Origin of the sequence: Paraniabella hibiscisoli (assembly GCF_022512515.1) — a bacterium.
Taxonomy (GTDB): domain Bacteria; phylum Bacteroidota; class Bacteroidia; order Chitinophagales; family Chitinophagaceae; genus Niabella; species Niabella hibiscisoli.
Genome location: NZ_JAKWBK010000001.1, coordinates 2,756,694 through 2,773,222 on the forward strand (window position 1 = coordinate 2,756,694; position 16,529 = coordinate 2,773,222).

The following is a 16,529-nucleotide window of genomic DNA, read 5'->3' on the forward strand; positions in this document are numbered from 1 at the left end:
GCTTCAGCAGAGAAGAAAGTACGGATGGCGTTCTTATCGCTGCTTACCATACGGAGGAGCAAGCCCGCGAGTGCATTGATTCGATGAGGGCAAATAGTCATCAGGCTCCTGGTTTGATTTTAGGCAGCAATTGGCATATTCTTTTGGGGAATTCGGAGAAAAACACGCTTTTTTCATTTCCGTTAGCGCAGTACTACATAGATTACTTGGCATCCTATCTGTACAAGATAAATTCAGGAAACTTGGCTTTGAACATTTTCGATAGTCCGGAAGCTGCTGAAGATGCCATAGACTTGATCCGCTATGCTATCAAGGGAGAAAAGTAGGTTCAATGCTCAGTTGAGCAATTGCGTTAAACGGCCGTTGTTTAAGCTCTGATATGGTATGGATCATTTTTGTAAGTTTTCATTTTGTGACTATATGAGAAGGTTCGCTGTTGCCGAAATCACTAGGGTGTAACTTAAATGTTCTCTTAGCAGACGCATAGCCTTTGTCATATGCGCTTCCACCATTTTTACCGAGATGCCCAGTTGGTCTGCCACTTCGCGATTGGTAAGGTTCCCCTGGCGGCGTAGTAAAAATACTTTTCGAGCTTGCTCAGGTAGCTGCTCAATATAATCGGCTAGCTGCAGTTCCAGCTCTTTATATTCAAGGGGATGGCCTGCGCCACGGCTACACCGGTGGCAGGCTCATCGTTGGCTGTCGCTACCGCCGATACCTTCTTACGGCGGTATTCATCTATCACTTTATTTTTAAGCACACTGCGGCAAAACGCCACCGGGTTGTTTTGCAACTGGTCATTTTCATACAAGGCAACAAAGGCATCCTGCGCCAATTCTTCAGCCAATTCCCACTGGCAACCCTTGCGTTGTGCTATATTCACTAAGCTGAGAAAATGCTTTTCTACAAAGCGGGTAAAGGCCGTAGTATCGCCCAGTTTCCATAATGCGAGCAAATGATCATCCTGTATGTCATAAGCGTAGGCCATTACTCCAAAGTTAAATTAAAAATATTTTTATAAAAAAATTTTGAATTTGACATAGGGTACGCGTTCTTTTTTCGATATAGTAATAAAGGGCACGTAATGGACCAGCAACGCCTCGCATATTTATTGGAGCAACACCGGCTCAATCGGTTAACGCCGCCTGAGCAGCAGGAGTTGGATGCCTGGTATGATCAGCTGGACGATCCGGATGTGAAGCCATTGTATGAGGACGGCACACCGGAAGCCCAAAGGTATGCAGAAGAGCAGGCGAGGTTGGTTACAAATAGGGTGCAGGCAAAGCAACGAAAACCACTTTTCCAGCCATGGATGAAAGTTGCCGCTGCCATTGTAGGCCTGCTGGGTCTGGCATTGATCTCGTTGTTTATTTATAGAAACGCTTTTTCTTATGCAAAACAGCTGCCGGCAGTAGTACGCTATGAGGTAACCAACAGCCAGGTTATCGGTAGCAGGAATGTGGGCCTGCCCGACAGCTCGGTAGTGATACTACATGCTGGTAGCCAATTACAGGTAGACACGGCTAGGTTTAATGTAAAGGGCAGGGAGGTGACGCTTACCGGCGAAGCCTATTTCGACATAGCACACAACCCCGGCAAACCCTTTGTGATAAAGGTGAACGACTTAAAGGTTACGGTGCTGGGTACGGCTTTCAACATAAAGCAGGCTGGCGATTCGGTGGCTGTTACCGTTACCAGGGGCCGTGTTAAGGTGGAGCGGGCGGGCAAAAGCCTGGGCGTTATTACCGCTAACCAACAAATTTCATTTACCGGTCACCGAGCAACGCAAGAAACAGTTGTGGCAGCAAACGCGGTAACCTGGACAAAGGATGGTTTAGACTTTAACGGTGAAACCTTCGGGCAGATTGCCGAAAGACTACAGGAGCGGTATGGTGTGGTGATCCAGTTTTCAAACGAAGCTATTAAAAACTGTAAGATAGGCGCCAGTGGCGCATTCAAAGGAACGGAAAGCCTGCAGGAAATACTTGATTTTATATGCCCTATTGTAAATGCGCATTACGAAACTACTAAGGGCGTTGTAATGATAACCGGGCAAGGATGCTGAAACTGATATACCAATAACAATAAACCCCGCAGCCGGGAAGCAAGTCGGGGGTTGTAGCTTAAATAGATTACTCACAATTTAAACTCACGCAATTTATGGATAAAATAGCCATAAGGCGATGGCGATGGGCATTTTATTTCTTTAGAGAAAATGGCCTGCAGCGGTTGCGACGGCTTGCCGTTACAACCAGCTTTTTGCTCTTTACTATTTTGGCGCTTTGCCAGCAGGATAAAGCGGTGAGCTTTGGTGCCGATAAAGAGTCCTTAACGCAGGCATTAAAGCGCCTGGCTAAAAGTGCTGATGTGCTGATAGGGTACCCTGCTGCTGAAACGGAAAAGGCGGGTAAGGTAAGTTTTCCTGCAGCGCAACGTACCCTCACCAAAACACTTGAGTTGTTGCTAAAAGGTACTGGTCTTTCCTTCAGATTTGTGGATGGGCGAGTGGTAATTTATAAACCAGTGCCAACGGGCACTTTACAAGAGCCCACGCAAAAACTCATAGATGTGAGTGGTAGAGTATTGGACGAAGCCGGCGGTGCTCTACCCGGTATATCTATCTTATTACAAGGTACTGACAGAGGTGCCATTACCAACGGAAGCGGTTTTTTTAAATTGGACCAGGTGCCGGAAGGCGCAACAGTTGTTGCTCAGGGCGTTGGTTTTCCAGCACAAAGTTTTACTGTATTGGGCAATATGCTAATGCAGCTGAGCCGGACAGTATCTGATCTGGATGGCGTTCAGGTAATCGGATACGGAACAACCACCAGACGGCTCAACACGGGGTCCGTTGGCACCGTTAGGGCTGAAGAGATAGAACGGCAGCCCGTATCCAACCCCATAGCCGCATTGGCAGGCAGGGTTCCGGGACTTATTATAACACAGGCAAATGGTATGCCCGGATCAGGCTTTACGGTACAGATCAGGGGTCGAAATTCTATCCAACAAGATGGCCCACCGTTGTACATAGTAGACGGAATCCCTTTGATGCTACCAATCCATCTACCGTCGTTGCTACCGGCCAGATAAATGTAAACAATCCGCTCAATACGATAAATCCTGGCGACATAGAAAGTATAGATGTACTGAAAGACGCGGACGCCACTTCCATTTATGGAAGCCGGGGCGCAAATGGTGTCATACTGATCACCACGAAAAGAGGTTCTTCCGGCAGCCTAAATGTCGGTCTAAACATTTACAACGGCTGGGGTAAAGTAACGCGTACAATGCAGTTGCTTAGCCCTACGCAGTACCGGGATTATCGGCGAGAGGCTTTAGCAAATGATGGGCTACCCCCTAGCTTAAGTAACGCGTTTGATTTGGTAGGGCTGGACACGACCATTGAGAATGACTGGTATAAAATACTGGCAGGAGAAACGGCTTCCAACAATAATGTTCAGCTAAGCTTAAGTGGAGGCAGTCAGAGAACGAATTTTTCAGCCGGTGCAAATTACTACCGGGAAAGCACGGTTTTTCCCGGCAATACGGATGCCAACCGAAAGGCGCTAAGTTTTTCCCTGAATCACGGTTCTCAAAACGGAAAATTCAACTTGCAATTCAAATCTGCATACTCGTTTAATAAAAGTAATTTGATAGGTGAAGATATTACTGCTGACTATCTTAAAGCTCCATATGGGTTTACCTTGATTGATGACAAGGGTAAACTTGTTTGGGATGAGGCTACACTCCGGTATGGCAATCCGCTCGCCGGCACATTGCGCCCTTACGTAGGAGTAACAGATATGATTAACACAAACCTGGGATTAACGTTTCGCCCTATAGAGTCCATCACGCTTATTCTAAATGGTGGTTACAACCTGCTTGATTACGATGAGGAGCTACAATCTCCTAGAGCATCACAGTCCCCAGAAGTAGCCACCCGCGGTATTGCTAGCTTCGGCCACAGCAAAACCAGAACCTGGAGCATTGAGCCGCAGGTTAAATATGATACGCGAATTGCTACAGCCGGAAAAATAAGCCTGCTATTAGGTGGTAGCTGGCAGGAATCGGAACGGGCCAATGTGAGACTAAATGGCTCAAACTATAGTAGTGACGGACTGCTTGGTTCCATTACCGGCGCAGGTACGGTAACTGTTACAGATGATTATAGTTTGTACCGCTACAACGCAGGCTTCGCAAGGCTCTCCTTTAACTGGCATCAAACATACCTGCTCAATGCATCTGCAAGACGGGACGCCTCTTCACGCTTCGGTCCGGGCAACAGGTTTGCAAATTTTGGGTCGATTGCTGGTGGGTGGGTATTTTCTAATGCCAGGCTTGTAGCAGATCACGCAAAATGGCTAAGCTATGGAAAGCTTAGAGTTAGTTATGGCACCTCGGGTAACGATGGTATTGGTAATTATGGATTCCTGGATACCTACACGCCGCAAACCAATATGTACCAGCAATCACTTAGCTTATTTCCTACGCGGCTATTTAATCCAAACTACAGCTGGGAGCAGTTTAGGAAACTGGAAGCTGCCTTGGAAATGGGCTTTTAAAAGATCGGATCTATGTTTCGGTTGCGAGGTTTAAAAACCGCAGTGTAAACCAGTTGGTTTCATATACCCTACCGTCACAAACAGGGTTTCAACTGGTGCTGCAGAACTTTCCAGGAGTGGTGCAAAATACCGGGTGGGAAATTGAGTTAAAAACTGAAAACCTACGATCAAAAAATCTGATTTGGAGCACATCTCTAAATTTCACCGCTCCTAAGAACGCACTTATTAGTTTCCCAGGGCTTGAGTCTTCCAGCCAGGCGGCAACCTATAGAATCAATGAACCGCTATCTGTTTTTCTCGGTTACCAATTTCAGGGGGTAGATCCCGCAACGGGTATTTACAAACTATGGGATAAGGATGGCAATGGCAGCTACACCATCAATGATTATATTGTCGTCGGTAATTTTGACCCTTCGTTTTATGGAGGTTTTCAAAATACCGTAAGGTTCAAAGGGGTTTCGCTTGACTTTCTCTTTCAATTTACTAAACAGTTAGGTAGACATCCGGTTTATGGAAATAGTAGCGCTTTAGGAGTTGGTGGCAACCAGCCCAAAGAAGTTTTAGGTCATTGGCGCAAACCGGGCGATGTGACTCCCTACGCAAAACTAACATCGCAGGGCGGCAGCGAACTCTACAACATGTATTTTTTACAGCAAGTTCGTCCGCGGTACTAACCGACGCCTCCTTTATCCGATTAAAAAATCTCTCGCTATCGTACCAGCTTCCAAAGGATCTGCTACAGCATGTGCACCTGCGGTCTGGCAACGTATACGTAGAGGCCCAAAACCTACTCACAATAACCAATTACGAAGGTCCCGACCCAGAAACACAATCACGATTTATTCTACCGCCTCTACGCGTGATAGCGGCTGGCATAAAAGTTCAATTCTAAAAATATAGAAATCAAAATGAGGAATATAGTATCCGTCGTTGTAGCAGTCCTGTTAACCCTTTGTTTTTCCTGCACAAAGTGGATAGATGTGGGTACACCGCCGCATTTAATTGTAAGCAGTAACGCTTTTAATAACGATGAAACAGCAATAGCAACACTCAACGGCTTATACAGCAAAATGAGCGCCAGCTCCGTCGGCATTTCGACGACTGCTGTGTCACTGGTGGGCGGACTGTCGGCAGACGAACTTTACTATTTTACAGTAACAGACAGGGATGATTTTCGGTATAACCGGCTTACGCCTTCGTCTTTCGGCTTGGAAACATGGTTTTGGAACCAGGCTTACAACTTAATCTATGGGGCCAACAGTTGCATCGAGGGCGCAGAGAAATCAACCGCGCTATCCCCGGCAATAAAAAACAGGGTGCTGGGTGAGGCAAAATTGGTACGCGCTTTCATCTATTTTAATTTAGTGAACCTTTTTGGTAGCGTACCGATGATAACCGGCACGGACTATGATTTCAACAGCAGACAGCCTCGCGCACCGGTTACTACTGTCTGGGATTCCATCAAATCCGACCTGATAGCATCAAACAGCCTTCTTACCGATGAATACCCTAGCGCAGCCAGGGCAAGGCCTAACAGGGCTGCTGCAAGGGCTTTACTAAGCCGCGTATGCTTATACAACAAACAGTGGGCAGAAGCGGGCCGATGGGCTGATTCTGTAGTAGTCAACGCTAACTATTCATTACTCTCCGATCTTAACCAGGTGTTTCTGGCAGGGAGCAAGGAGGCCATCTGGCAGCTGGCACCTACGCAACCGAACATCAACACGTACGATGCAAATCTTATTCTTCCCGCATCTACAGCGAGCGCACCCACCTACCTGGTTACACCGCAACTAAATGCCAGCTTTGAAACAAATGACCGTAGAAAAACATCGTGGATCACCTCGCGCGTTTACCGTAGCGAAACTATTTTTTACCCGTTTAAGTACAAAGTTCGTAGTAATGCAACTATTACCGAGCACGAGATGATGGTCCGGTTGGCGGAGATGTACCTTATCCGTGCAGAGGCAAGGGCAGAAATGGAAAATTTATCTGGTGCGTTATCTGATCTTAACGCAATAAGAAACAGGGCCGGCTTAAATGTATTAGGAGATATAAGTAAAACAGAAATTCTCTCACGTATTCAACAGGAAAGGCGTGTAGAACTCTCTTTGCGAGTGGGGACATCGATGGTTCGATCTGAAGCGAACCGGAAAAGCTGGTGAGATATTAGCGCCACTTAAGCCGAGTTGGAAGCCAACCGCGGTCCTTTACCCCATTCCATTAACCCAAATATTGAAAAATGTAAATCTCACACAAAATGAAGGCTATTAAAAAGTTTAATGTTTGGCGGAAAGGCTGGATAATGGCGGTGGTTATGTGCAGTATTATCAAGGTCGTGGAGGCACAGGAAACACTGTCTCCTTTGCCCATAGGTGCGACGGTGCCGGACCTGACCATCGTTAATTTTTACAAGCAACCGGGAAAGAAAGTAAAACTTTCGGAGTATCGGGGCAAGCTGCTGTTGCTTGACTTTTGGGGTGTGTATTGTACAGCTTGTCTTGCTGGCATGGGGCATTTAGACTCTTTGCAAGCGCAATTTGGTGACCAACTAAAAGTCCTTTTAGTTACAAGTGATACAGCAGACCAGGTAGAAAAAATTTTCAACCGCCTTAAAATAAAAATACCCAACCTGGAGGTAGTTACCGGTAATGATCAGCTTATAAAGCTTTTTCCACACGAAAGCCAGCCCCATCATGTTTGGATTAATACAGCTGGCACCTACATTTCCCCTGCACACCATCAAAGCGCATCAGCTAACAATATTAGAAAGGCGCTGAAAGGCGATTACTCTGCCATTGTTAAGAAAGCTGAATATGGCTATTTCAACAATGATCAAGCCTTACTGGCTACTCCCTTTAACATCGTTGATTCATTATCTATTAGCTACTCGCTGTTACTGAAAGGAACATCAAACCTTACAATGGCAGGTGGATATAGGTTGCTGTACGGACCGAACGCGAGACTGCCTAACGGAATAAAACTTCTGAACATGTCCGCGTTGACCCTAATCCAATACTGTTTTAATGAGAGGCTGTACGGGTTTCCGGTAGGTATATTTGAGCTAAAGAGCAATGCAAGATTAAAAGTAGAGGTAGCGCGGCCTGATATACTCTTTCCTCCAGTGGATCAAGAACTAATTCCGCAGTGGAGGCAGGAGAACCTTTTCAGCTACGAGCTAAAAGCAGCCAATACCGGAAACGAAGAAATTAGTAAACGCATGGAGATGGACATCATGTCTGCTTTGCCCTATACAGTATCAATAGAGAATAGGCACACGAAATATCTAAGCTTAGAAAGAATTGGACCATTGGATTCTTTGTTGACTCGGGGCGGTAAATCGAAAACATTAATAAGCCAAGGTCGCCTATCAATTACCAATGATGGGATTCAATCTCTATTAAAGCAAATCTTATATAGCTTGGCAGATATTGAGCAGCTACCTTTTGTTAACAATTCCAATATTAATTTTCCGGTTGACATATCTATAACGATGGAGGCGCTTCAGGGGAGAAATGCAATAAATAAAGAGCTCACAAAATACGGGCTTGCAGTTAAAGAACGAGAGGGAGAAATTCCGATGCTAGTAATTGGAGATAAAAACAGGAGACCCCTCGATAGCGAAAGGCCTCCTAGTGCAAATTAATCCTGAGCAGTAGCACGCCTGCGAATGTCCTGAACAGGTTGGCTCAAATCCGGCTGATCAGGATTATTCTCATCATTCAGGATTTGTATATCGCAGCGATAAGTGTTGTCGGCGCTGGGACAGGTAGGTGTAGTTTCCTCCTCGTAAAGACTGGGATCAGATAGCTCGCTTGGGTTACTGGCATCACCGGTAAAGTGAAACCATTTAAGTACGGCTGTTGTTGTCTTGGTGGTCGCCGTGCTAGGCTCTGCTTTGCCAGCTTTTGGATTGCCAGCAAAAGAAACAACAGCGAGGCCCATCATCAGGGCTGCGGAAAAGATTACTTTTTCATAGGTTTAAATGTTTGGGAGTTAAAAAATAAGTGAGTTTGGGTGCCATCCGCGCCATGCACGGAGTTTAGTTAAACAGAATGGGTTTCAATCAGGTAAATCCACAGTGGTGCAATCCCTGCACTGGTAGGTAACATGGTAGCAATAGGTATTTTAGGCGATGGATACATTAGTTTGGAGTGCGCGGCTTGTATTTTAATATATTATTTGTTAAATTGTAAGCACCAAACAAAATGCTATGAAACCTTTACTTAAATTCTTTCGTCCAGACGATCTTCCATAGGTTTATTCTATACTTTGCTTCTAATGTCTCTACTGGTGTGCCAACGAGGGCTAAGGTATAGACCGGCTTAAGCGACTTCCAAATCTTTTTCGTGAAACCTTAAAACCAGGGTGCAAACCTACCGTTTGATGGTGTGAAAGAAATTTCGTTAAGGAAACAAACAGGTGCTCTTTGATGACACCTGCTTGTTGATACGGCTAACAGCAACTACTTGCCCTGGAGATGGTGTACACTGTCGGTTCTGTGGCTGAAGCAGCTAAATTTTTTACCTTTTTGAAGATACAAATACGTAGAGCGCACGCGCTTTAATTGATCTTGCTTTTTCATGATTGATAGTTTTAATGTTACTAAGTCAACTGTTGAATATTTATTGAAAATAACAACTCAATTCAGATAACCGATTTCCAATTCGTAAAACGTCCTTGAGATGGTGTGAAACGTTCGATACGATCCCTGGACACTAAGCCTTAGTTATGTTTTCGTACAGTATACATCGATTTAAGATCGTCAGCCAGTGGATACTTCCGTCTATTTTTCTCATAATACTGTTTATCCAGGAAATGGGACTGCTATTCTACAGCGATTATCCTCCAACAATCCGAGGATATTGCACTTATGCCTTGGAGGCTCTTACGTTCTTTGCGAATCTTGCATGGATAGCGCCGTTAGCATTCGATTCATCCCGAAAATTGCAATTTTTCAGCCGCATGTTAACGTTAGTTGTGGTGCATCACCTATTGCGCTGCTTTCTTGCTTTTCGACAGTCGGTTCATGAGGGTTTCTTAAGCTTTGTGTTCTCCGCCGACCGATTGGTTTTAACGGCCTGGCGTTTGGAGTATGTGCTGGGCATTACATTAGTTGTCGCCGCGTTGCACCATATAGGTCAACGGGCGCTAGAGCGGAAGCAATTACAAATGGAGTTACTTGCAGCTAAAGCAGAAAGAAGTAGGGTGGAGAGCCTACTAGTTCAAATGCAGCTCAATCCTCACACCCTTCACAACGCCTTAAGCTACCTGGAGGCTCAAAGCCGCAAATACGCGCCCCAAATGACCGAAGCCATAGTATTGATTTCTGAGGTGTTGGAACCCTTAATGATCAATACGCAAACGGTAGAGAAGGTGCCTGTAAGTAGATCGCTGTCACAAATTGACAACCTGATCGCCTTACAACGCCTGATACATAATAATAGCCAAAGCCTTCGTGCAACAAGTAAGGTAGAGCTAGGAGACGATGAATTGTTACTGCCGCCATCGCTACTAATGCCGGTAATCGAAAATCTTTTCAAATATGGGAAGCTAAATGACCCTGAGTCTCCCGCAACTATCGATATCAAAATTGATTCAGGAACTCTACACCTAAATACGTGGAACCAAAAGAAGAGAAAGACTTTTCCAGGAAATGGAATAGGCTTGGACAGCGTGCGGTATATACTCAACTACTATTATCCCGGGAAACATAGTTTAACCACCGTTGATAAGGATACGGATTATACGGTTTCCCTTACCATTCAACTTTAGATTATGCGATGCTATATTATCGATGACCAGGAACATGCTATAGTAAACCTGTCACATCACATTGCCGCTACACCTGGCTTGGAATTGGTGGGGAGTGACATGGATGCAGTTTCCGGTGTGAGGAAGATAGTGTCCGGGACGGTGCAGACGGACATTGTTTTCCTCGACATAGACATGCCGGACATGGATGGGATAGAGGTGGCAGAGCGCGTAGGTGACCGTGCAGTCGTCATATTTGTTACGGCTCATGTTGACTATGCTTCAGATGCAATCGATTTGGGCGCTGTAGGCTACCTCAGCAAGCCGGTCCGGTCAGATAAGTTTTTAAAGGCAATAGAGCGCGCTAGAAGGTGGCTAGGCAATAATGAACTTAGTCACCGGAGGCCCGACTCTGTATTTGTTCGGTGCGACAGCAACCATAGTTACCAGGTGTTTCTGATGGATTTGATCTGGCTCAAAGCCAGCAATAAGTACGTGCTGCTTTACACCACAAATGCGAAGCCTTTGATGGTTAACAACACACTCAGTAACTTTGAAATGTTGTTGCCAGGTTCTGAGTTTGTTCGCATACACAAATCTCATATCATCAACCTCAAATTCGTTTCCCGTATTGTTTTCAACCAGGTTATTCTATCAAATGATATTGTGCTCGATATTGGCCCAACTTATGCGAGTAGTTTGAGAAATAGATTAAACGAACTGTAGATGGAATAGGGCACTTATGAGCCTGAGAAATAAGATACCGAGTGGACAACAAACCTTAGCTTTGTTACTATACTTACTAACCCATTACAAAGGATCGCCCGGCTTTTAAAATGCCGGGCGTTTTCGTTTATAGCCACATACAATGCAACAGGGTGTTATAGGCTTGTGTTTCAAGTTCGCATTTAATAATCTCAAAACACCTGTCACCAAAGCGTCGCCTATATTGGCATACCGTTGGTTTAACACTACATGCTCTGTCCTATGAAAACTATTGGTCTGATTATTGCGGAAAACTGGCACGATAACATAAAGCCTAATAAGAAAATATGAAGAATACTTCCGCTCCAGGTGCCAAAAAATAAAGCGAAAAGCTAACCTGGTCGTGATCGAAATTGATCCACAATCCGGAAATCTAATGATCGTGTATGGCGAAGCTTTCTATTTCCATAAAGGAAACCTGTGGATCAATGCAACCCCACTTGTCAATAGTACCTTAACCCCTTTGAAAAGAATATCTGTGCATGGCTCTGTGCTGAAACTGGTGCACAACAGTAGCAATCAGGAGGAGCATATTGCTATCTATCCTGTTTATGAAGGGTCAGACAAATTAATTGCCCTTATCCAGCGGGTATACGAAATGGATTCAGGGCCGATAATATGAGAAAAGACACAATTGAAATTCTTTTGGAAAAGGATGGGCTCAATATGAGATTAATCAATATAGCAGAAGACAAGCGACTACTGCTCACGTTGAGCCGTAAACATGGTAATTTCCTCATCCGGCGCTTCCCCGAACCCTCGATGCGTTTTCAAGTTGATTCCTGTACTATAACCGATAGTGGACTTTTCACTGTTCAATGTACAGGTGGTGATCTTTATGATGCCGCCAATCCCTTAAAAAACTTGCACTATACCTGGCAATTGGATGTTCAATCCGAACTGATGCCTGCAGTTATCCAAGTGATTAGGTCCGGTATTAATCATCGTTTGAAATGACAACACAAAACCCCTGGTTTTTACCTGGTATATTCAATGGTCTTTATGGCCGGCAAATAAAAAAGTTTCTCCACTTTTGCGCTGTATCCCAAGGGCAAAGGAAACCTGTTTATCAGTAATACGGATAAATGCCTTTTGGGTAGCCTGATTTTAAGATTTATGTTTGCGAGGTAGCAGTCCGCTACTTCAAACTATATATTCTGTTAGCGTTTAGCTATACGAAGCTGTGCCTAAAATGTCGAAATTCAAAAGCACACAGCCGAGTAACAAGCTAAACGTCCACGATAGCATCGTGGGCGTTTTAGCGTTGCTTGTGTGCAAGGCCTTCGACAGCCCTAGGTACAAGTGATGTGACAAGCGCCCACGATGCTTTTTTGTGCCCATAAGTCATTGGTCTGACATAAGGTTTGCCTTGTTATAAACTGATTTGTTGTATCCTGCTTTTTTAGATAGCGGAAGCAATTCACATAGCTTTTTCATGGTGGTTTGGGTGTTTATGTTTGGTTGCTGAAAATCTCTCCCTTCACATGAAGGGAGAATTTTCTTCTCTTTAAGTTAACTGACTTATCAAAATACCATAAAAACTTAAAGGTTTTTACCTGTAAATAATCTCAAAAAGGAATATAATATTTGCAACAATACCTCTATAGCTCAATTGATGCACGAAACTGTATTTCGGCCGAATACAAACAGGAAAAGCACCTCTAACCTGAATAAATACGGTGTGCGCTGACCAAACGGCTTCACAGCGTTGTAAATACTTACCAAAATGAGAAGCCAAACTCTTTTTTAGACATGAGAAAACAATTCGAGTCATTAAAAACTCAAAGATTTGCTCCACTCAAATTGAAAACAATGGCGCAAGTATTAGGTGGAAGACAAACCGGCGCAGGTAGCGAGCCTTCCGGGAAATTCGAAGAAAAGCAGGTTCCGAACCCTGATGCCCCCGGGCAAATGATGACAATGACAAGAGCCATTTACAATACCTGGACTACGGACGAAGTCGATGGCGATGTAACCTGCCGCTATGGTTTAGGTATAAGTTATGGAGGTTGGTACTAAAAAATTAAACTGTCAACAAAAAATTAAATTCTTAAACAATGAAACGTAACCAAGAAATCGGGTTTGAGTCGATAAATGAGTCGAAATTCATTCCCCTTAACAAACAAAAGATGAATCTTGTGCTGGGTGGACGTTCTACACCTGGTGGTACAAAGGTGCTTATGACCGAGTACAAAATCGTGGATGGTGTGCGGTATCAACAGCAAAAGTTGAAAAGTTGGAGTTCCGATGACTTCTCAGATGCCGGTGAATGCTACACCGGCCTCGAATACTGCACCACGGATTGGGTTCCAAGCTAATATCGATCAACTCACTTGCGTAACCAGCAGCTGGGTAAATGACCCAGCTGCTAATTTAAACTTTCAATTTAACGAATGGCTATTCGACGCTATATACTCATTCTGTTCTCCCTGTTATGTTTTATGGTGAGTCCTATAAACGCTTTTTGTCGATATGACTCGTTGGTCAATCAGGCCGAACTGAGAATTGTTGACAGCAACTATCAAAAAGCACTAGAACTGTATATGCTCGCATTCCGAGAGCACCAATTTCACTTTAGCCACGACCTATATAATGCCTCTGTATGTGCAATTGAAACCGGTAAGACTAAAGTTGCCATGCGGCTATGTATGGAATTGGGTGAAAAAGGCGTGGGAGCAAATTTCTTTCTGAAAAAATCGGTTTATCAAAGCCTTAAAGGCAATAAAAATTGGACAAAACTGTTATCAAAGGCAGCACAGGTCAAAAACGACCAGGCTATTAAATATGGTGCTATTCGACGGTTACTTGATAGCCTCGTAGAAAAAGATCAACATGTTAACCATGAATGGAGAAATTCAGGAATGGATAAGCAAAAGCGCTTAATAATGGACTTGACCTACGACACGATCAGTAGACATCTCAGCAAATTGTTCGATACCTATGGTTTTCTTTCAGAAGACAAGATCGGAGCCTATGTTGAAGACGATACCGTTTTGAGGATTGGTCTTCCTTTTGATGTGATCATCATCCATAACTACGAAGCTAGAATGGTTGGAGACACACTATTTAACCCAGTACTACGGATGGCTCTAAGGAACAAAATTATTAAACCGGATTACTACGCAAGGATGCATGACTTTGTCGGAGCGGATTCAACAAATTTTTTGGTTCCTCTCATATATATATCAATACAAGTGTACACTTTACCGTGAAACGAAGCCCTTTCTAAGTTTTGATAAAATAGAAGCTGCACGGAAAAGAATAGGTATGTCAAGCCTTGCAGATTTTGAGCGGAAGCTAAAGTATAAACTAGAAAATAAAAAAGCAAGTTTGCAATTTACGCTCCAATATCGGTCTATGGCAGCTTTGTCAATGAAGAGTCTGAACGAGTTTACCTGTCAACATTACAGATCGTTATCGACCAGATAAAACACTGTAAGGAAACCTGACTTCATTTTCGAATAAACTTTTCAAAATATGATACTCCCCTTTTGTTTTCATCGCTCTGTTGGTTCGCACCCCAAAACAGTTATTTAAAGATTGTGAACTCGGCAGAGTTCTTTCTTGCAAATGGGCATTATAAAGATGCAGCCAGGCTCTATGATTCGGCATTTAGTATACAAAATACGCCATTAGCTCAGGATTTGTACAACGCATCGATTTGCGCAGCTCAATTAAATGAGCCGGAAAAATCTATGGCCTATTGCTTGCTACTTGCCGACAAAGGTGTTGCTCCTGATTTTTTTGAAAAAAAGCTTGTTATAGTCACCTAAAGCGTAGTGATAGATGGTCGCAATTCATAAAGGAAGCAGAAATACGGCGGACTGGATTTCTAAGACGTAACCAACAAAGTCTACAGTTTATGTCCGGATTATTAGAAAAAAGCGATGCAGTATATAAAGAGTATTATAACAAGGGGCAACACCCGGCAGCACTGAAGGAATTGAAATGGACGAGTGATTCTTTGGCAAAAATTATACTTGCCTACCTGGAAGAAAACAGTTTCCCCTCCGAAGAACAATTTGGGGTAGCTATTACAAACGATACATTGTTGGATGCCAAGCCAGTCTTTTTCAGGTTGATGTACAGGAGACCCATATTGGTTAATGTGCATTTAGACAGCATTTTTACTCGACTGTTCTATCAAAAGGGCGTAAACGAGGGAAAACTCAAACCGGAACAGGCAGTGGACTTGATGGTGGAAAGGCTTCATTTCCAGCAGGAACAGGCAGCCCACTACTATACACTGTTTGGCAAAAATTTGTACGGTGGCACCCAAATTTCTAGGGATATCGCAAATGACATCAGAAGGCAATTAGGTTTAAACAGTCTCGAAGATGAGCTCATTAGAATCAAGTCTGCTATCCCGAGCCAAGCTAATTGTTTTCTATTCAGTGTCTTTTTGACCCAGCAGCGCGCTCCAAATGAACCACAGCAATATGTGGATGAGTTTTTAAAAATCAATACTCTCGTCATCAAGAATATTTTGCCTGACAGCCCATGATCTTTATACACACAAGAGCCAGGGACGAAACAACAATTGATATTATTCAATGGCTAGTTCATTATAACAAGAAGTTTTTCCGGGTAAACAATGTTCAGGAGCTTGCAAACTGGAACGCTTCGATTTCCGCCAAGGCGGTAACTAAAGGAGAGAATATTCACCAACGAGAATTTCAATCGTGCTACTTTAACGGCAGGTCGAACTTAATTCCCATCCTGCTTAGTCAAGATCCTGAATTAGATTCGCAACTGCGAGAACACTTGACTGCCCAGGCAGCAACATTTATAGAAGCAATGTTGAATAACAGCGTGGACAAGTGCTTCGGCAATAATCCGTTTTCTAATTCAGCAGTCAATAAATTGATTGCTTTGCGAGTTGCGAAGCAATTGGGGTTACGGGTACCCAATACCGAGATAGTATCGAGTAAGGCTGTTCTACGCCAACTAAAAAGCAAATGGGGACGAATGATTACCAAGTCGATGCATCAGGGAATTTCAATTAACACTAAGGATTTGCTCATTAGCGGGCAGAAAACCGAAGAAGTAACCGATGATTTGCTCAATAAGTGCGGGGAGCTGTTTTTCCCGTCATTGGTGCAACAACTTGTCCCTAAACAATTTGAGCTCAGAGTGTTCGTTTTCGGGGAAATGCTCTATGGTATAGCCACTTTTACCCAGGGCAATGATAAAACGATGATTGATGGACGTGGCATAGACGCTCAAAAGCCCAACAGGCAAGTCCCTTTTGAACTGCCAGAGATCATCAAATCACAATTGCGGGCAATGCTTGAGAGGCTAAACCTCAACTATGGTTCTTTTGACTTGATCTGTACACCAGATGGAGAATTTGTGTTTTTGGAAGTCAACCCTTATGGTCAGTACGGTTTTTTGTCGTTGGCTGGCAACTTTTATATCGAAAAGCAAATAGCTGAATATCTATGAAAA

General features: G+C 43.9%; 19 protein-coding genes. 16 read left to right on the forward strand and 3 right to left on the reverse strand.

Going from position 1 to position 16,529, the window contains the following annotated elements; translation table 11 throughout:
* Positions 1 to 416: 416 nt before the first annotated feature.
* The gene (locus MKP07_RS42660; RefSeq protein ID WP_394803665.1) at positions 417 to 638 is read right to left on the reverse strand and encodes a sigma-70 family RNA polymerase sigma factor; all 222 of its coding nucleotides are present in this window, start codon (positions 636 to 638) and stop codon (positions 417 to 419) included.
* Positions 623 to 988 (reverse strand): RNA polymerase sigma factor, encoded by a 366-nt coding sequence (locus MKP07_RS17390; RefSeq protein WP_240848311.1) that lies wholly within the window; start codon positions 986 to 988, stop codon positions 623 to 625. The genes MKP07_RS42660 and MKP07_RS17390 overlap by 16 nt, the downstream gene beginning before the upstream one ends.
* A 96-nt stretch (positions 989 to 1,084) precedes the next feature.
* Here MKP07_RS17390 and MKP07_RS17395 point away from each other — a divergent pair, with 96 nt between their 5' ends.
* The 6 genes from MKP07_RS17395 to MKP07_RS17420 all read left to right on the forward strand — a co-directional run bounded on the left by MKP07_RS17395 (position 1,085) and on the right by MKP07_RS17420 (position 8,208).
* Positions 1,085 to 2,065 carry a FecR family protein gene (locus MKP07_RS17395; RefSeq protein WP_240848312.1) on the forward strand — a complete coding sequence of 327 codons (981 nt, stop codon included), beginning with the start codon at positions 1,085 to 1,087 and terminating at the stop codon, positions 2,063 to 2,065.
* Between the two features lie 95 nt (positions 2,066 to 2,160).
* Positions 2,161 to 3,090, forward strand: coding sequence for a carboxypeptidase-like regulatory domain-containing protein (locus MKP07_RS17400; protein ID WP_262919352.1), 930 nt, complete (start codon positions 2,161 to 2,163; stop codon positions 3,088 to 3,090).
* 290 nt (positions 3,091 to 3,380) lie between these two features.
* Positions 3,381 to 4,562 (forward strand): SusC/RagA family TonB-linked outer membrane protein, encoded by a 1,182-nt coding sequence (locus MKP07_RS17405; RefSeq protein ID WP_240850906.1) that lies wholly within the window; start codon positions 3,381 to 3,383, stop codon positions 4,560 to 4,562.
* Between the two features lie 95 nt (positions 4,563 to 4,657).
* Positions 4,658 to 5,236: a hypothetical protein gene (locus MKP07_RS17410; RefSeq protein ID WP_240848313.1), complete on the forward strand. Its 579-nt coding sequence runs from the start codon at positions 4,658 to 4,660 to the stop codon at positions 5,234 to 5,236.
* Between the two features lie 234 nt (positions 5,237 to 5,470).
* A complete protein-coding gene (locus MKP07_RS17415) occupies positions 5,471 to 6,727 on the forward strand; it encodes a RagB/SusD family nutrient uptake outer membrane protein (protein ID WP_240848314.1) in 1,257 nt (418 codons plus the stop codon).
* Positions 6,728 to 6,822: 95 nt separating this feature from the next.
* Complete coding sequence (locus tag MKP07_RS17420; protein ID WP_240848315.1) at positions 6,823 to 8,208, forward strand: TlpA family protein disulfide reductase; 1,386 nt, start codon at positions 6,823 to 6,825, stop codon at positions 8,206 to 8,208.
* Here MKP07_RS17420 and MKP07_RS17425 read toward each other — a convergent pair.
* Positions 8,205 to 8,510, reverse strand: coding sequence for a hypothetical protein (locus MKP07_RS17425; protein WP_240848316.1), 306 nt, complete (start codon positions 8,508 to 8,510; stop codon positions 8,205 to 8,207). The genes MKP07_RS17420 and MKP07_RS17425 overlap by 4 nt on opposite strands.
* A 1,101-nt stretch (positions 8,511 to 9,611) precedes the next feature.
* On the opposite strand from MKP07_RS17425, the gene MKP07_RS17430 reads away from it, so the two are divergent.
* The 10 genes from MKP07_RS17430 (at position 9,612) to MKP07_RS17475 (ending at position 16,526) form a co-directional block, all read left to right on the forward strand.
* Positions 9,612 to 10,337 (forward strand): histidine kinase, encoded by a 726-nt coding sequence (locus MKP07_RS17430; RefSeq protein ID WP_240848317.1) that lies wholly within the window; start codon positions 9,612 to 9,614, stop codon positions 10,335 to 10,337.
* Positions 10,338 to 10,340: 3 nt separating this feature from the next.
* A complete protein-coding gene (locus tag MKP07_RS17435; RefSeq protein WP_240848318.1) occupies positions 10,341 to 11,042 on the forward strand; it encodes a LytR/AlgR family response regulator transcription factor in 702 nt (233 codons plus the stop codon).
* A gap of 382 nt (positions 11,043 to 11,424) precedes the next feature.
* Complete coding sequence (locus MKP07_RS17440) at positions 11,425 to 11,703, forward strand: hypothetical protein (protein ID WP_240848319.1); 279 nt, start codon at positions 11,425 to 11,427, stop codon at positions 11,701 to 11,703.
* Entirely contained in the window at positions 11,700 to 12,038 is a 339-nt protein-coding gene (locus MKP07_RS17445) for a hypothetical protein (RefSeq protein ID WP_240848320.1), read from the forward strand. Before MKP07_RS17440 ends, MKP07_RS17445 begins: the two co-directional genes overlap by 4 nt.
* Positions 12,039 to 12,893: 855 nt before the next feature.
* On the forward strand, positions 12,894 to 13,100 hold the full coding sequence (locus MKP07_RS17450) for a hypothetical protein (protein WP_240848321.1): 207 nt from the start codon (positions 12,894 to 12,896) through the stop codon (positions 13,098 to 13,100).
* 38 nt (positions 13,101 to 13,138) lie between these two features.
* Positions 13,139 to 13,399: a hypothetical protein gene (locus tag MKP07_RS17455; protein WP_240848322.1), complete on the forward strand. Its 261-nt coding sequence runs from the start codon at positions 13,139 to 13,141 to the stop codon at positions 13,397 to 13,399.
* A 75-nt stretch (positions 13,400 to 13,474) separates the two neighbouring features.
* The gene (locus MKP07_RS17460) at positions 13,475 to 14,293 is read left to right on the forward strand and encodes a hypothetical protein (RefSeq protein ID WP_240848323.1); all 819 of its coding nucleotides are present in this window, start codon (positions 13,475 to 13,477) and stop codon (positions 14,291 to 14,293) included.
* A gap of 330 nt (positions 14,294 to 14,623) precedes the next feature.
* On the forward strand, positions 14,624 to 14,854 hold the full coding sequence (locus MKP07_RS17465) for a hypothetical protein (protein ID WP_240848324.1): 231 nt from the start codon (positions 14,624 to 14,626) through the stop codon (positions 14,852 to 14,854).
* Between the two features lie 89 nt (positions 14,855 to 14,943).
* Positions 14,944 to 15,585 (forward strand): hypothetical protein, encoded by a 642-nt coding sequence (locus tag MKP07_RS17470; RefSeq protein WP_240848325.1) that lies wholly within the window; start codon positions 14,944 to 14,946, stop codon positions 15,583 to 15,585.
* On the forward strand, positions 15,582 to 16,526 hold the full coding sequence (locus tag MKP07_RS17475) for an ATP-grasp domain-containing protein (protein WP_240848326.1): 945 nt from the start codon (positions 15,582 to 15,584) through the stop codon (positions 16,524 to 16,526). The genes MKP07_RS17470 and MKP07_RS17475 overlap by 4 nt, the downstream gene beginning before the upstream one ends.
* Positions 16,527 to 16,529: the final 3 nt, after the last annotated feature.

Excerpts from the sequence above, each read along its gene's own strand:
- MKP07_RS17390 (WP_240848311.1), bottom strand. The coding sequence starts at position 988 with ATGGCCTACGCTTATGACATACAGGATGATCATTTGCTCGCATTATGG.
- MKP07_RS17395 (WP_240848312.1), top strand. The coding sequence starts at position 1,085 with ATGGACCAGCAACGCCTCGCATATTTATTGGAGCAACACCGGCTCAAT.
- MKP07_RS17400 (WP_262919352.1), top strand. The coding sequence starts at position 2,161 with ATGGATAAAATAGCCATAAGGCGATGGCGATGGGCATTTTATTTCTTT.
- MKP07_RS17415 (WP_240848314.1), top strand. The coding sequence starts at position 5,471 with ATGAGGAATATAGTATCCGTCGTTGTAGCAGTCCTGTTAACCCTTTGT.
- MKP07_RS17420 (WP_240848315.1), top strand. The coding sequence starts at position 6,823 with ATGAAGGCTATTAAAAAGTTTAATGTTTGGCGGAAAGGCTGGATAATG.
- MKP07_RS17425 (WP_240848316.1), bottom strand. The coding sequence starts at position 8,510 with ATGATGGGCCTCGCTGTTGTTTCTTTTGCTGGCAATCCAAAAGCTGGC.
- MKP07_RS17435 (WP_240848318.1), top strand. The coding sequence starts at position 10,341 with ATGCGATGCTATATTATCGATGACCAGGAACATGCTATAGTAAACCTG.
- MKP07_RS17445 (WP_240848320.1), top strand. The coding sequence starts at position 11,700 with ATGAGAAAAGACACAATTGAAATTCTTTTGGAAAAGGATGGGCTCAAT.
- MKP07_RS17450 (WP_240848321.1), top strand. The coding sequence starts at position 12,894 with ATGGCGCAAGTATTAGGTGGAAGACAAACCGGCGCAGGTAGCGAGCCT.
- MKP07_RS17455 (WP_240848322.1), top strand. The coding sequence starts at position 13,139 with ATGAAACGTAACCAAGAAATCGGGTTTGAGTCGATAAATGAGTCGAAA.
- MKP07_RS17460 (WP_240848323.1), top strand. The coding sequence starts at position 13,475 with ATGGCTATTCGACGCTATATACTCATTCTGTTCTCCCTGTTATGTTTT.
- MKP07_RS17470 (WP_240848325.1), top strand. The coding sequence starts at position 14,944 with ATGTCCGGATTATTAGAAAAAAGCGATGCAGTATATAAAGAGTATTAT.
- MKP07_RS17475 (WP_240848326.1), top strand. The coding sequence starts at position 15,582 with ATGATCTTTATACACACAAGAGCCAGGGACGAAACAACAATTGATATT.